This window comes from Synechocystis sp. LKSZ1 (assembly GCF_040436315.1).
In the GTDB taxonomy this organism is placed as follows: Bacteria; Cyanobacteriota; Cyanobacteriia; order Cyanobacteriales; family Microcystaceae; genus Synechocystis.
The window spans coordinates 1341510-1354923 of record NZ_AP031572.1 but is presented as its reverse complement, the minus strand read 5'-3'; the positions used below and the strand labels follow the sequence as shown (position 1 = coordinate 1354923).

Annotated in this window: 15 protein-coding genes and 2 tRNA genes; 12 read left to right on the top strand and 5 right to left on the bottom strand. The window is 52.2% G+C overall.

The window, feature by feature from the left end; genetic code table 11:
- Positions 1-64: 64 nt before the first annotated feature.
- The 5 genes from grrA to cbiE all read left to right on the top strand — a co-directional run bounded on the left by grrA (position 65) and on the right by cbiE (position 3588).
- Positions 65-436 (top strand): GrrA/OscA1 family cyclophane-containing rSAM-modified RiPP, encoded by a 372-nt coding sequence (grrA, locus tag ABXS88_RS06445; protein ID WP_353674359.1) that lies wholly within the window; start codon positions 65-67, stop codon positions 434-436.
- Between the two features lie 70 nt (positions 437-506).
- Positions 507-1178 (top strand): diacylglycerol/polyprenol kinase family protein, encoded by a 672-nt coding sequence (locus tag ABXS88_RS06440; RefSeq protein WP_353674358.1) that lies wholly within the window; start codon positions 507-509, stop codon positions 1176-1178.
- Between the two features lie 43 nt (positions 1179-1221).
- Complete coding sequence (locus ABXS88_RS06435) at positions 1222-2130, top strand: aldose epimerase (protein WP_353674357.1); 909 nt, start codon at positions 1222-1224, stop codon at positions 2128-2130.
- 53 nt (positions 2131-2183) lie between these two features.
- A tRNA-Lys gene (locus tag ABXS88_RS06430) sits at positions 2184-2255 on the top strand.
- Positions 2256-2316: 61 nt separating this feature from the next.
- The gene (cbiE, locus tag ABXS88_RS06425; protein WP_353674356.1) at positions 2317-3588 is read left to right on the top strand and encodes a precorrin-6y C5,15-methyltransferase (decarboxylating) subunit CbiE; all 1272 of its coding nucleotides are present in this window, start codon (positions 2317-2319) and stop codon (positions 3586-3588) included.
- On the opposite strand, the gene ABXS88_RS06420 is transcribed toward cbiE, so the two are convergent.
- Positions 3554-3994: a hypothetical protein gene (locus tag ABXS88_RS06420; protein ID WP_353674355.1), complete on the bottom strand. Its 441-nt coding sequence runs from the start codon at positions 3992-3994 to the stop codon at positions 3554-3556. The two genes, cbiE and ABXS88_RS06420, sit on opposite strands and share 35 nt — an antisense overlap.
- A gap of 111 nt (positions 3995-4105) precedes the next feature.
- Between ABXS88_RS06420 and ABXS88_RS06415 the strand changes: the two genes are divergently transcribed.
- Positions 4106-4885: a metallophosphoesterase family protein gene (locus ABXS88_RS06415; RefSeq protein ID WP_353674354.1), complete on the top strand. Its 780-nt coding sequence runs from the start codon at positions 4106-4108 to the stop codon at positions 4883-4885.
- 11 nt (positions 4886-4896) lie between these two features.
- Here ABXS88_RS06415 and ABXS88_RS06410 read toward each other — a convergent pair whose 3' ends face one another.
- The 3 genes from ABXS88_RS06410 to ABXS88_RS06400 are packed head-to-tail and all read right to left on the bottom strand — an operon-like array spanning position 4897 to position 5987.
- The gene (locus tag ABXS88_RS06410; protein ID WP_353674353.1) at positions 4897-5385 is read right to left on the bottom strand and encodes a Tab2 family RNA-binding protein; all 489 of its coding nucleotides are present in this window, start codon (positions 5383-5385) and stop codon (positions 4897-4899) included.
- A 13-nt stretch (positions 5386-5398) separates the two neighbouring features.
- A complete protein-coding gene (locus tag ABXS88_RS06405) occupies positions 5399-5713 on the bottom strand; it encodes a Txe/YoeB family addiction module toxin (RefSeq protein ID WP_353674352.1) in 315 nt (104 codons plus the stop codon).
- Complete coding sequence (locus tag ABXS88_RS06400) at positions 5691-5987, bottom strand: type II toxin-antitoxin system Phd/YefM family antitoxin (RefSeq protein ID WP_353674351.1); 297 nt, start codon at positions 5985-5987, stop codon at positions 5691-5693. Before ABXS88_RS06400 ends, ABXS88_RS06405 begins: the two co-directional genes overlap by 23 nt.
- Positions 5988-6111: 124 nt before the next feature.
- Between ABXS88_RS06400 and rimM the strand changes: the two genes are divergently transcribed.
- From rimM to ABXS88_RS06385, 3 genes are all read left to right on the top strand, one after another.
- Positions 6112-6678, top strand: coding sequence for a ribosome maturation factor RimM (gene rimM, locus ABXS88_RS06395; protein WP_353674350.1), 567 nt, complete (start codon positions 6112-6114; stop codon positions 6676-6678).
- Between the two features lie 104 nt (positions 6679-6782).
- Positions 6783-8759 (top strand): two-component system sensor histidine kinase NblS, encoded by a 1977-nt coding sequence (nblS, locus tag ABXS88_RS06390; protein ID WP_353674349.1) that lies wholly within the window; start codon positions 6783-6785, stop codon positions 8757-8759.
- Positions 8760-8778: 19 nt separating this feature from the next.
- The gene (locus ABXS88_RS06385; RefSeq protein WP_353674348.1) at positions 8779-9978 is read left to right on the top strand and encodes an LL-diaminopimelate aminotransferase; all 1200 of its coding nucleotides are present in this window, start codon (positions 8779-8781) and stop codon (positions 9976-9978) included.
- On the opposite strand, the gene clpS is transcribed toward ABXS88_RS06385, so the two are convergent.
- On the bottom strand, positions 9964-10260 hold the full coding sequence (gene clpS / locus ABXS88_RS06380) for an ATP-dependent Clp protease adapter ClpS (protein ID WP_353674347.1): 297 nt from the start codon (positions 10258-10260) through the stop codon (positions 9964-9966). The genes ABXS88_RS06385 and clpS overlap by 15 nt on opposite strands.
- Before the next feature lie 161 nt (positions 10261-10421).
- On the opposite strand from clpS, the gene dnaA reads away from it, so the two are divergent.
- From dnaA to ABXS88_RS06365, 3 genes are all read left to right on the top strand, one after another.
- Positions 10422-11765: a chromosomal replication initiator protein DnaA gene (gene dnaA, locus ABXS88_RS06375; protein WP_353674346.1), complete on the top strand. Its 1344-nt coding sequence runs from the start codon at positions 10422-10424 to the stop codon at positions 11763-11765.
- 133 nt (positions 11766-11898) lie between these two features.
- Positions 11899-13278, top strand: a complete 1380-nt coding sequence (locus ABXS88_RS06370) for an MFS transporter (RefSeq protein ID WP_353674345.1) — start codon at positions 11899-11901, stop codon at positions 13276-13278.
- 49 nt (positions 13279-13327) lie between these two features.
- Positions 13328-13412, top strand: a tRNA-Ser gene (locus tag ABXS88_RS06365).
- Positions 13413-13414: the final 2 nt, after the last annotated feature.

Here is a 13414-nt window from a genome sequence, read left to right as displayed (position 1 = left end):
AAAGCCGGCGGATTCCTATCGCTTCATCATCTGTTATCAAATTTGCAAACGCTCAAAAACATCTATGAATACTCAAATGGGCTGGACAGCCTTTCTTGTCACCCTCGCTACTCTCTGTGCGACCTCCGCTGAAGCAACCATTGCCAAAGCAGAAATTCCGACCCATACCCCCGCTGTGGAGGGCCGGATTGCTCGTATTAACACGGCTCTGAAAACCCAGGCCCAGAATGGTGGCCTGCCATCGGAGGTGGCTATTGGTTGGGGTAATGGTGGCGGTGGTGGCCGCGGCTTTGTTAATACCCGAGGCGGTGGCTGGGGCAATGGGGCCGGTAGCCGAGGCTTTGTAAACGTTAATCCTTGGCGCAACGGCTGGGCTGATGGCGGTGGTTTTTGGAACAGTCCTTGGCGGAATGGGGGCGGCTTTGTGAATTGGTAGGAGTCATGATCCGATCCATCCCTTGTCTGTTTGCTCTCATGTCGTCCCATTGACGTTTTTTGGAGACTGCTTGCTCACCCTGCCTCTAGCTATTGCTTTAATCGCCGTTTATCTGGCCCTGCTGATTGTGGTGGCAGAGTTCTGGAATCGTTCCCAGCCTCACCACGGCGAATTTACCCGCAAGATGGTTCATATTGGCAGTGGCCAGGTTCTTTTGTTGGCCTGGTGGCTCCAAATTCCGGGGTGGGTGGGGATTCTGGCCGGGATTCTGGCTGCTGGCATTGCCCTGTTGTCCTACTACTTGCCGATATTACCTAGCCTAGAAAGTGTAGGACGGCGTAGTTTTGGTACCTTCTTTTACGCTATCAGTATCAGTCTATTATCTGGTTTCTTTTTTCCCCGCGGCCAACCAGAGTTTGCGGCCCTGGGCCTGTTGATTATGGCCTGGGGGGATGGCCTGGCGGCCCTGATTGGCCAAAATTTCGGTCGTCATCCCTACCAACTAGGGGGCATCCGCAAAAGCTGGGAAGGTTCCCTCACCATGCTGGTCATCAGTGGCGCTATCACGGGCTTAGTGCTAGGGCCATTGTGGGACTGGCAGGGCCTGATTTTAGGGATTGCTGTAATCATTGCCCTGGTGGCGACCCTATTGGAAACCTTCTCCAAACTTGGTATTGATAATCTCACGGTGCCCCTAGGGTCGGCTTTTTTGTCCTGGGGCTTGACACAACTCTGGCTTTAGAAAGGGTTGGGGAAGAGGGCCTGGCCCTGAACCCTCCGGTGCTATGCTGGGGCCTAGTTCTTCTCTGGCCCCCACCGTGTTTACGATCACCCGCCAACTAGACCAATATTTGACCTACCACCTAGAAGACCAGCATAGTGGCAGTCGTCTGAGCGTTGTCCCTGAGCGGGGCGGCATCATCAGCCAATGGCAAGTCCAAGGTCAGGAGATCCTCTACCTGGATACCCAGCGCTTCCAAGACCCCAATCTGAGCGTGCGGGGCGGCATTCCCCTTCTGTTCCCAATCTGTGGCAATCTGCCCAACGACCAATATCAGCTAGACGGTCAAGCCTATGCCTTAAAACAGCATGGTTTTGCTCGCAATTTGCCCTGGCAAGTCCTGGAGCAAAACATGACCGAGGCCGCTAGTTTAACCCTGGGCCTCCGCAGTACGCCCGAAACACTGGCCCTTTATCCTTTTGCCTTTGAGCTACGCTTTACCTACCAGTTACGAGGCAATAGCCTGAGAATTCACCAGCAATACACCAACCACTCCCCCCAGATCATGCCCTTTTCTACGGGGCTACATCCCTATTTTCAGGTAGCGGATAAACACCAACTTCAGTTTGATATTCCGGCCCAGGCCTACCAAGACCAACAAACGAAGACCAACCATCCCTACCAGGGAAATTTTAACTGGCAGAGGGCGGAAATGGATTTTGCCTTTACCCCGATCAGCCAATTGACGACGGGCTTTCAGGATCGGGCTCGGGGCCTACAGATCCGGCTGGACTTCTCTGAGCACTTTTCTACCCTGGTGTTTTGGACGCTCAAGGACAAAGACTATATTTGCCTTGAACCCTGGAGTGCGCCCCGCAATGCGCTGAATACAGGAGAACAGTTGACTCACCTTGCTCCCCACAGCACCCTGGAAGCCTGGGTAGAAATACAGGTAGAAACCTTGGCACAATAGCTTGTATTTTCAAGTTCTCTGTGTTAAATTAGTAAATCGTGTGGAAAACACACGGGTCGCTAGCTCAGCGGTAGAGCACTCGGCTTTTAACCGATTGGTCTTGGGTTCGAATCCCAGGCGACCCATAAAAAGCAACGCTTCACCCAAGCTGGAACCGTGAACCTTCCTCTCCCTAGGCCCCCGGCCGTGATCGACGTTATCGGTATTGGCTTGGATGGCCCGGCAGGCCTGAGTAGGCAGTGTCAGGAGATGATTACCCAGGCCACCCTGTTGGTGGGAGCCGGCCGGCTTTTAGACTTTTTTCCAGAACACCCCGCTCCCCGTCTGCCCCTCGGAGATCTTCAGGGCCTGTGGGCAGAACTCCAGCCCCAATTAACTCCCGAGGCCCGGATCGTTATTTTGGCCAGCGGCGACCCGTTGTATTTTGGTCTAGGGCGCTTGCTTTTGACCTATTTTTCGCCGGAGCAGTTGCGATTTCACCCCCACCTCAGTTCTGTCCAGTTGGCCTTTAATCGCCTTAAATTACCCTGGCAGGATGCGGTCGTTCTCAGTGTCCATGGCCGGGCTCTGGATTGCCTTGTGCCGCCGCTCCAACAGGGGGTTGCTAAGCTAGCGATTCTGACTGACCCCCAGCACCACCCGGTGGCCATTGCTCGTTTGTACCGGAGTCTTGACCTGGCTAATGCTTACCAGTTTTGGCTCTGCGAAAATCTGGGGGCCGAAACGGAACGGATCACCGCCTATTCCCTCGCAGACTTAGAACAGCTAGACCCGGCAACTATTGCGCCCCTGAACGTGCTGGTTTTAGTGCGGTGTGAGGCGGCACCATTACCCGACCTAGTCACCCTGCCTCGCCTAGGCCTACCGGATAGTACTTTTCTAAGCTTTCCCGACCGGCCCGGCCTGATGACCAAGCGTGAAATTCGGCTCTTGGCCCTGGGGGAATTGGCCCTTCAACCCCGACAAATCATTTGGGATATTGGTGCCGGGACAGGGGCCATGGCCATTGAAATGGCGCGTCTATGCCCCGAGAGCCAAGTTTATGCCATTGAAAAAACCGCCGCCGGCCTAGCTTTAATTGAACAGAATTGTCGTCGCCTGCAAGTCAGGAATGTCGTTCCCGTCAGAGGAGTGGCCCCAGCGGCCTTAACGAATCTGCCTCGTCCCGACCGGGTGTTTATCGGGGGTAGTGGCGGGCAACTAGAGACGATTTTGAATTATCTCCAGGCCTGTCTGACACCAGAGGCTAGAGTTGTTCTGGCCTTGGCTACCCTCGAAAATCTCAGCCTAGGATTGCAGTGGTTTCAGCGGCAGGGATGGCCTTATAGCGTACAACAGGTACAGATTGCCCGCTCCTTGGCTCTGGCCCAACTGACCCGTTTTCAGCCCCTGAATCCGGTTTATCTGTTGCTGGCTCAACCGCCTAAGGCGTCTGGCAGTACTGATTCATCTGAGTGATGACCTGCTGTTCTCGCTGACCGATCTGTTTGACTTGAGCCTGGGCTAAACGCGCGGTCAGGATGTCCTTTTCTTGAATGGCTTTGACCATACTCCGAGTAGCAGTAGCATTACCAAGATACACTTCAGCCAGGTTTTGCTGATAGGAACTCAGTTGAGTATCTGAGAATTTGAGATCTTGCAATTTTTGGGCCATTTTTTCAAAGGCCGAAGCGATGGCCAAGGTATCCTCCGGTTTAGTGGTGGTGCGGTATTGAGCGGCTTCCTGGGCCATATTCTTGGTGACTAGAATTAATTTTTGGCATTGGGCCTTTTGAGTTTCTGCGCAACTCGATAAGAGGAGTACCAATAACAGGCTTGCCTGGAGGGGCCAAAAACCCCGCAACGAACGTAAACATTTCAGCATTATCGAGAATCTAAAGGTCTTTTGTGACGGAATGTTGAGAGCACAGTAGCAATTAGACCGTAGAGACGGTAACTTGGCTAGACTCGCCGGAATTTTTGCTATTATCACCTCATGTCCATTGCCCCTTTCCCCCATTCTGCCCCGCGGCGGCTCATTGTTGGTGATGTCCATGGCCACTACGATGCTCTCTTAAAATTGTTTGACGTCATGGCTCCCACGGCCCAAGATGCCGTTTATTTTGTGGGAGATTTGATCGACCGTGGCCCGGAGAGTGCCCGTGTAGTCGATTTTGTGATGCAAAATAAATACCATTGTATTTTAGGTAATCATGAACAAATGATGCTAGAGGCCCTCAAGGGCGGGGCCCTCTCATCGCAACTGTTGCAGGCCTGGTTGTATAGCGGTGGCCAGGCAACACTCCAGAGCTATAACTACCAAATTCCCCAGGAACACGTTGTCTGGATGCAGAACCTACCACTGTACCTAGATCTGGGTAATATCTGGTTAGTTCATGCCGGCTTAGACCCCCAACTCCCCTTAGAAGACCAAAGCCAGGAGCAATTTTGTTGGATTCGAGATAAATTCCACCAGAGTCGTTACCCTTACTTCGCCGAAAAATTGATCATTATTGGCCATACCATCACCTTTACTTTTCCCCAGGTCGAGCCGGGTAAATTGGTGAGTGGTGTCGGCTGGTTAGGAATTGATACGGGGGCCTACCATCCCCGCAGTGGTTGGTTAACGGCAGTGGATGTTAATCACAATTGGGTTTATCAAATTCACCGCAACTCTTTGGCGGTGCGTTGCCTGCCCCTAGAAGAAATTGTTGTATTTTTAGACCCCCTACTGCTAGCGGGTCGTCAGCGTCGTCCCAAACGTTTAGGTATTTAGACTTGCTTGATTTAGGTGATCGGCTTTTGGAGAAGCCAGATGCCCGTAGTCGTCATTCCCGAGTCATCGGGTTGTACCCAAAGGAAGTGGAGGCCCTGGGCTTGTTGTTGGCGTTGGCTAAAGCGTTGGCCCCCGGCGGCAATCTCCGCATCCTGGAACGTGACGAGAATCCAGCGGTCTTGAAGCTGGCCCTGGAGAAGTAGGCCCCCGGCTTGGCCCGCTTCGGTTTCCGTATAGCTGAGGTATTGGGGTTGCTGGTCGGTGAGCCATTGACAAAGCAAGCGAGATTGGCGCCCTGCGTAGATCACAATACCAGGTAGGGATTGGGTCGAAGCGACGCCGAAGGCAAAGGGCCACAAAGATTCCGACAGGGAGGCGTAGGGAATGGGGCGATCCTGAAAAGCGGTTAAAAAGTCTCCGGCAGGCAGGGTGACGAAACGCCACTGTTCTCCCCAAAGGTGTTCAGGTAAGGGTTGAGGGGGTGGAAGCATACTTGGCATTAACTGAACGTTGCTAGGGTGCGTAATGATAACGAGCTTGCAGAAAGTAGATACAGTCTTCTTGGACCCGGTAAACCAAACGATGCTCCCAATCAATTCGTCGAGACCACGTGTTAGCCTCAATATATTTTAGTGGTTCAGGTTTACCCAATCCTTGAAAGGGATGGCCATCAAGAATATCAGCGACTAAATCTAGAATTTTTTCAGCTCGCTTCGGGTCTTGTCGATACCACCAACGTAAATCTTCTTTAAAGGTAGGACTAAAGAACGGACGGTAGTGGTGAAATGAGTTGGAGATCTCGGTTTTATTGGCTTTTTTGCGACCCAAGGCCCAGCTCCTGTCTCAATTGGTCTAAACTCTCCCCCTCTCCTTCTATCTGATATGACCAATCCAGGGCCTGAAATAAACGCTGAGCATTCTCTGGTGACCGCAACAGGTGCACACTCTCTAGTAAGCTGGCGAGATCTTCCTCCGCTATCAAGGCGACATTCTTCTGGTTACGGCGTTTAATCACCACCACCTGTCGATTGTCGTACACCTCATCCAATAGGGAAGCAAGTTCTGCTCTCGCTTTGGAATAAGTCGTTTCTGTGCTCAACATGACTGGCTCCTGTTGTGTACCGTCTTATTGTACAACTGCTGAAAAAATATTCGATCACGGGTTCGGCTGTGGGCGAATCGCCGTTACGAGTACAATAAAGCCTATTCCAGTAAACTAGAAACGAATGGCAGAGGATTGGCTAGAAATTGGCACGATTGTAGCACCCCAGGGAATTCAAGGCGAACTGCGGGTTCTCTCTAGTTCAGATTTTCCCCAGCGTTTCCAGGGCCAGGGCCAACGCTGGCTCCAGTCGCCCCAGGGGGAACCACCGAGAGCGGTGCAATTAACCTCAGGGCGGCCCATTCCGGGAAAAAATCTATTTGTGGTGCGTCTGGCTGAAGTGAAAGACCGTAATCAAGCGGAACAATTGGTGGGTTATCGACTCTTGATAACAGCGGATGACCGCTTACCCTTAGATGATGATGAGTACCATGTGGCTGACCTAATCAATCTGGCCGTCTATCACCAGGCCAGCGGGGCCCATTTAGGAATCGTGGTGGATGTCTACGAAGCCGGTAATACCCTCCTCGAGGTTCAACTCGCTGACGGGGAGCATACCCCACCTAAAACTGTACTTATACCCTTTGTCCAGGCCATTGTCCCTGTCGTTGACCTTAGCCAAGGCCGGCTCGAAATTTTACCCCCCGCGGGCCTGCTTGAACTAGGGAATAGCAATCACGAAACGGCCTGACAAGCGGATCCCTCTCCGATAAGATGAGAAGTAGCCAAGGGGGATTAGAGACTTAGCAACTCAGTACCACGACGCACGACCCATTGCCCTACGGATAATTAGCCTTGTTGGAGTTTTTCCAAACCATTCAAGCCGTCATCCATCGTTGGTGGTCGGAGTTTACACTCCAGACCCGTTTGATGGCCGCGGCCACCTTAGTCGTTTCCCTCTTTATGAGTGGTTTGACTTTCTGGGCCGTCAATACGATTCAGTACGAAGCCCAGATGGTGGATACTCGTTTTGGTCGTGATTTGGGCCTCCTGCTTTCGGCCAACGTGGCCCCCTTAATTGCCGAGCAAAATTTAACGGAAGTTGCCCGCTTTTCCAGTCGCTTTTACGCCAGTACCTCCAATGTTCGGTATATGCTCTACGCCGACCCCGAGGGCAAGATTTTTTTTGGTATTCCCTACTCCGAAGCCACCGTACAGAATTCCCTAGCCCTGGAACGACGCATTGAACTGCCAGAGCCGGATTTTTCCAGTACCGACCTGCCTTTAGTACGTCAGCACCGAACACCCCAGGGAGAAGTTACCGACGTCTTTGTGCCCCTACGTCACGAGGGCCATTATCTGGGTGTGTTGGCCCTGGGTATTAATCCCAATCCTGCTGTGGTGAATTCCTCCAACCTGACCCGGGATGTCACCATTGCGGTCTTTATTTCAATCTGGGTGATGGTGATCCTGGGGGCCGTTTTTAATGCCTTGACCATTACCCAACCGATTAAGGAATTACTGATGGGGGTCAAGAACATTGCGGCAGGAAATTTTCAGCAACGGATCACCCTGCCCTTTGGTGGAGAATTGGGCGAGTTAATTGTTAATTTCAATGAAATGGCCGAGCGTTTAGAACGCTACGAAGAGCAAAACATTGAGGAAATGACCGCCGAAAAGGCCAAACTGGATACATTAGTTTCCACCATTGCTGATGGGGCCATGCTGGTGGATACGAATTTACAACTTTTATTGGTTAATCCTACGGCTCGTCGTCTCTTTGCCTGGGATGGCCAGGAGGTGATCGGCCAAAATTTATTGGAATACCTACCGCCGGAAATTACGGCTCAGTTGACCCAGCCTCTCCGAGACCTGACTCAGGAACAGCATTCCTCCCGTCTAGAGATAACTCCTCCAACCCCGGAGGTGGTTTTTGCACCAGAGGAGTTTCGTATTACCCTAACTCAGCCGGTTCCCCGAACCATTCGCCTGATGTTAACCCAGGTCTTTGACCAATCCCGAGAAACCCTGAAGGGTATTGTGATGACTGTCCAGGACATTACGCGGGAAGTGGAATTAAATGAGGCCAAGAGTCAATTTATTAGTAACGTTTCCCACGAACTCCGCACCCCGCTTTTTAATATCAAATCTTTTATTGAAACTCTCTGTGAGTTTGGGGAAGACCTAACGGAGGTGGAACGACGAGAATTTCTAGAAACGGCTAACCACGAAACCGATCGATTAACTCGATTAGTCAATGATGTTTTGGATTTGTCTCGGTTAGAATCCTCCAAGATCTACCAATTGGAGGCCGTGGAACTCCACCCGTTGATTGAGCAAAGTTTACGCACTTACCAACTCAATGCCAAAGATAAGGGCCTTTCCCTCAGCCATGAGATTGAAACCAATCTTCCTCCCGTATTAGGGCACTACGATCTGTTACTCCAGGTGATGACGAATCTAGTGGGGAACGCTCTGAAGTTTACGCCGGAAGGGGGCAAAATCCTGATCCGTGCCTACAAAATAACTGCTCTGTCAGAAGAGAACCCTACGAGCCTAGTGCGCCTAGAAATCGCTGATACGGGGATTGGCATTGATCCCGAGGATCAAATGGCCATCTTTGACCGTTTTTTCCGGGTGGAAAATCGGGTACACACCCTAGAGGGAACCGGTCTGGGTCTTTCCATCGTGAAAAATATTATCGAAAAACACCACAGTCAAATTCATCTGGTCAGTGAAGTGGGCGTTGGTACAACTTTTTGGTTTGACCTCAGTCTGTATCAAGCCGCCACTCCCAGCCCATCGGCCCGTCTCGGCCTCAGCATCCGTTAATCTTTGGTATTGCCTGTCTATGCAGTTTGCCCAGCGTTTACATTCTCTCCCAGCCAATGTCTTTGCGGATATGGATCAGGCCAAGACCGAAGCCAAAAAGCAGGGCCAATCTCTGATCGACCTATCCTTAGGATCCTCAGATTTGCCGACCCATCCCCAAATTCTGGCGACGATTGCCGAGGCTCTCCAGCGGCCCCAGACCCACGGTTATCTTCTACACCAAGGTACTCAGGCCTTTCGTCGGGCCGTAGCAAAATGGTACGAAGCCCGCTTTGGCCTGGGGGTAGACCCCGAAACCGAAGTACTGAGCTTGATCGGTTCCCAGGAAGGCACGGCCCATTTGCCTCTAGCGATTCTGAATCCGGGAGATGTGGCGCTTCTCCTGGATCCGGGTTATCCCTCTCATGCCGGGGGGGTTTACTTAGCAGGCGGGGAAATTTACCCTATGCCCCTCCGCCCCGAAAACCAGTTTTTGCCAGTTTTTAGCGAGGTTCCTGACGCGGTCCTGGCTAGGGCCAAGCTCATGGTTTTGAGCTATCCCCATAATCCCACCACGGCGACGGCCAGCCTCGATTTTTTTCAGGCGGCCCTGGCCTTCGCCCAGCGCTACGATCTAGTGGTGGTTCACGATTTTCCCTACTGTGACTTGGTCTTTGGCGGTGCCCCGCTTCCCCCATCCTTTCTCCAGGCCGATCGTTCCAAGGAGCGCAGTATTGAATTTTTTACCTTCTCTAAGTCCTACAACATGGGAGGCTTTCGCATCGGCTTTGCGGTGGGGAATGCCCAACTAATCCAGGCCCTGCGTCGGATCAAGGCCATTGTGGACTTCAATCAGTACCAAGGCATTCTGCAGGGGGCCATCACGGCCCTGCAAAGCCCACCCCAGCTGATCCAAGAGACCGTGCAAATTTTTGCCCAACGCCGCGATCAGTTTATCCAGGCCCTAGCGGAGATCCCTTGGCCAGTTCCCCGGCCATTGGCCACCATGTACGTCTGGGCCCCTCTACCCGCCCCTTGGCAGACTCGTTCTTTGGAATTTTGTCGCCAACTCGTTTTGAAAACAGGCGTTGCGGCCTCTCCCGGTGCGGGCTTTGGGGCTGGCGGAGAAGGATTTGTGCGGTTTGCCTTGGTGCAAGACCCACCGACCCTCGTCGAAGCCGTCCGTCGTCTCCAAGACTTTTTGCAAGAGGCCAGACCTGATTTTTCAAGCCGGTTCTAGGGGAGCCATAGTCAGGCCCTCCCGACGCAGTTGCTGGTGATACAATTCTGCGGGTTCCTGGGGCCCCGTCCAGACGATAGCCTGGCCATCGTAGTGGACTTGATTGGTCAAGGCCCAAGCGGTATCCGGGGTCATGCCAGGGATATATTTGAGCAGACAGTCCGCTACATGCTGGAAGGTGTTGAAATCGTCATTGAGCACGATGACCTTGTAGTTGGGATAGGTTTTGCGCACTAAGGTTGTTCCACGGTCAGGGGTTACCGTCGCAGACATTGTTCCCATCCCTCTTGTGGCCAAAAAGTCTTGACGCATGAGTTTTGTAATTTCGGTATGATTAGGACTCTGTGGGTTGTTCTCTTTCTAAATATATTATGAAAGCTTGAATACCCCCGCCCATCAGGGCCAGGCTCTTTTCTTTGTTCGTGTAGGGGTAACGGTAAGTCGTGACGATTTCTGAGCAACAACTGTGGTCGCAAGCCCTAGAACAACTCCAGAGCCAACTCACTCGCCCGGCCTTTGAAACCTGGATTCAGACGGCAACCCTGCAAAGCGCTACGGAACAACGGGTTGTCCTCCAGGCCGCCAATTTATTCGTCCTCAACCATCTCCATAAACACTACCTGCCCTTGCTGACGGAGGTCTTTAGTCGTCTGCTGGGCAAAGCCGTGGAAGTCCAATTAACCACCGCAACGGGAGAAAATTTATCCTTGTCTGAACGCCCAGCCACCAAGCTGGAACGAGAGGGCCGGCGTCCGGCCTCGCCCCTAAATCCCAAATATACCTTTTCCCGCTTTGTGGTTGGTCCCACGAATCGTATGGCCCATGCTGCTTCCCTCGCTGTTGCAGAATCCCCTGGGCGGGAGTTTAATCCTCTGTTTCTCTGTGGTGGCGTGGGCCTGGGAAAAACCCATTTGATGCAGGCTATTGCCCACTATCGTTTGGAAATGTATCCGTCCTCTCGCGTTTTTTATATTTCCACGGAGCAATTTACCAATGACCTGATCACAGCTATCCGTCAGGACAAGATGGAGACCTTTCGGGAGCATTATCGCAGTGCCGATTTTCTCCTGATTGATGATATTCAATTTATAAAAGGCAAGGAGTTCACCCAAGAAGAATTTTTCCATACCTTCAATACCCTGCATGAGGCCGGTAAACAGGTGGTATTGGCCTCGGATCGACCGCCCAAACGCATTCCTGGCCTGCAAGACCGTCTCATTTCCCGCTTCTCCATGGGACTGATTGCCGACATTCAAGTACCGGATCTGGAAACCCGCATGGCCATTCTACAAAAGAAAGCCGAGTACGAAAATATGCGCCTGCCGCGGGAGGTGATTGAATACATTGCCACCCACTACACCGCTAATATCCGGGAATTGGAGGGGGCCCTCCTGCGGGCTATAGCTTATACCTCTCTGTCGGGGGTGCCCATGACGGTTAAAAACATCATGCCGGTGCTCAATCCCCCGCTTGAAAAAGTAGAAGTATCCCCGGAAACCATTCTTAATATCATTGCCCAGGCCTACAAACTAAGCATTGAGGATCTCAAGGGGAATTCCCGACGGCGGGAAGTCAGCTTGGCCAGACAGGTGGGAATGTACTTAATGCGCCAACATACAGAACTCAGCTTACCGCGCATTGGCCAGGAGTTTGGGGGTAAAGACCACACGACGGTGATGTATAGCTGTGAAAAAATTACCCAACTCCAGCAAAAGGACTGGGAACTCAGCCAGTTGCTGTCGGAACTGAGTGACCGGATTAATATTGCCAGTCGCCCAGAGCCTTGAAACAAGGGTCGCAATAACCGCCGCAATTAACGCTAGAGTTTTAAAAGGAGTTGGCTAAGGGGTTCTTGTGCGGAATACCCCCGATTTCCCTTGACTCTTGTGATCTTTAAAATTGCCCCCATCAGCTTCCTCCATGGAATCCAAGCTAATCACATCTCGGCAGGGTTTTGGGCCCATTTTGCGGAATCCTCGTTTTCTTTCCCTCTGGTTTGGGCAAATTTTTTCCCAATTGGCCGATAAATTTTACTTGGTGCTGATGATCTCCCTCGTGGCTAATCACTACCAAGGGGTTAACCAGTCGATTAGTGGTTGGGTCTCGGCCATTATGATCGCCAATACGATCCCAGCAGTTCTGTTTGGCTCCCTGGCTGGGGTTTATGTGGATCGTTGGCTCAAAAAAGAAGTCCTGATCATTACGAACCTGCTACGCGGGGCCTTTGTCTTGAGTTTGCCGCCTCTGATCTGGTTAAGCCAGCAGACGAAACTGACCCTGCCCCTAGCTTGGTTGCCCAGTTTTTTGCGGCGTTGGCATGCTACTGAACACGATAGTTTTCAAGTCCCCCTGGGGTTTGTAATTCTCTTGGTTGTCACCTTTACCGTCTCCACCTTGACCCAGTTTTTTGCTCCGGCGGAACAATCAACCCTGCCCCTGATTGTGCGTCGTCGCTATCTCCTGGCGGCCAATTCCCTCAGTACCCTGACCCAAATGGCGGTGCTCATTATCGGCTTTGCCATTGGCGAACCCCTCTTGGCCTTAGCGGATCAATTATTAGGCTCAGTGCAGGGGACTTGGGATTTAGGCAAAGTTGGTGTTGTCGGCGGAGCCTATCTATTGTCGGGGGTCATCTTTCTCCTGTTGCAAACTGGTGAAAAGCTACGCCCCGAAGGATACGAGTATCCCCATGTTTTCAGGGATATTCTAGATGGCATCGACTACCTACGGGAAAATCATCGGGTTCGCAATGCCCTGATTCAATTGCTGATTCTCTTTTCCATTTTTGCGGCCCTCTCGGTACTCGCCGTTAGCATGGCGGCCAATTTACCGGGTCTCAAGGCCTCGCAATTTGGCTTTCTCCTGGCCTTCGGCGGAGTCGGCATGGCCATTGGGGCCGTAGGGGTAGGTTACGGCGGCCAACGACTATCCCAGATTCAACTGGCCCTCTGGGGTTCCCTCGGTATGGGGGTTTGTCTATTGGGCCTGGCGGTGTTTAATCGCAATTTAGTCCTCACCTTTGGCCTAACCACTATTCTGGGCTTTTTTGCGGCCTTAGTTGGTGTGCCCATGCAGACCATGCTCCAGGTCGAAACCCCCCCGGAATTACATGGCAAGGTCTTTGGCCTAGAAAATAACGTCAACAATATTGCGCTTTCTCTACCCTTAGCCCTGGCAGGGGTAGCCGAAAGCCTCTTTGGCCTGAGGCCGGTGCTCTTGTCCTTGGCTGTGATGGCCGTTGCCGGGGGCCTGTTAACTTGGTATATCACCACCATGCCGGCCCTCTCTAGCGAAAAATAGGGCCAATTCCCTTAGAATGAACAATAAGCCTGCCTCTAGCGAGGCCCTGGGAGAGGTGGCAGAGTGGTTGAATGCGGCAGACTCGAAATCTGTTTTGGGGCAACCCAACGGGGGTTCGAATCCCCCCCTCTCCGTT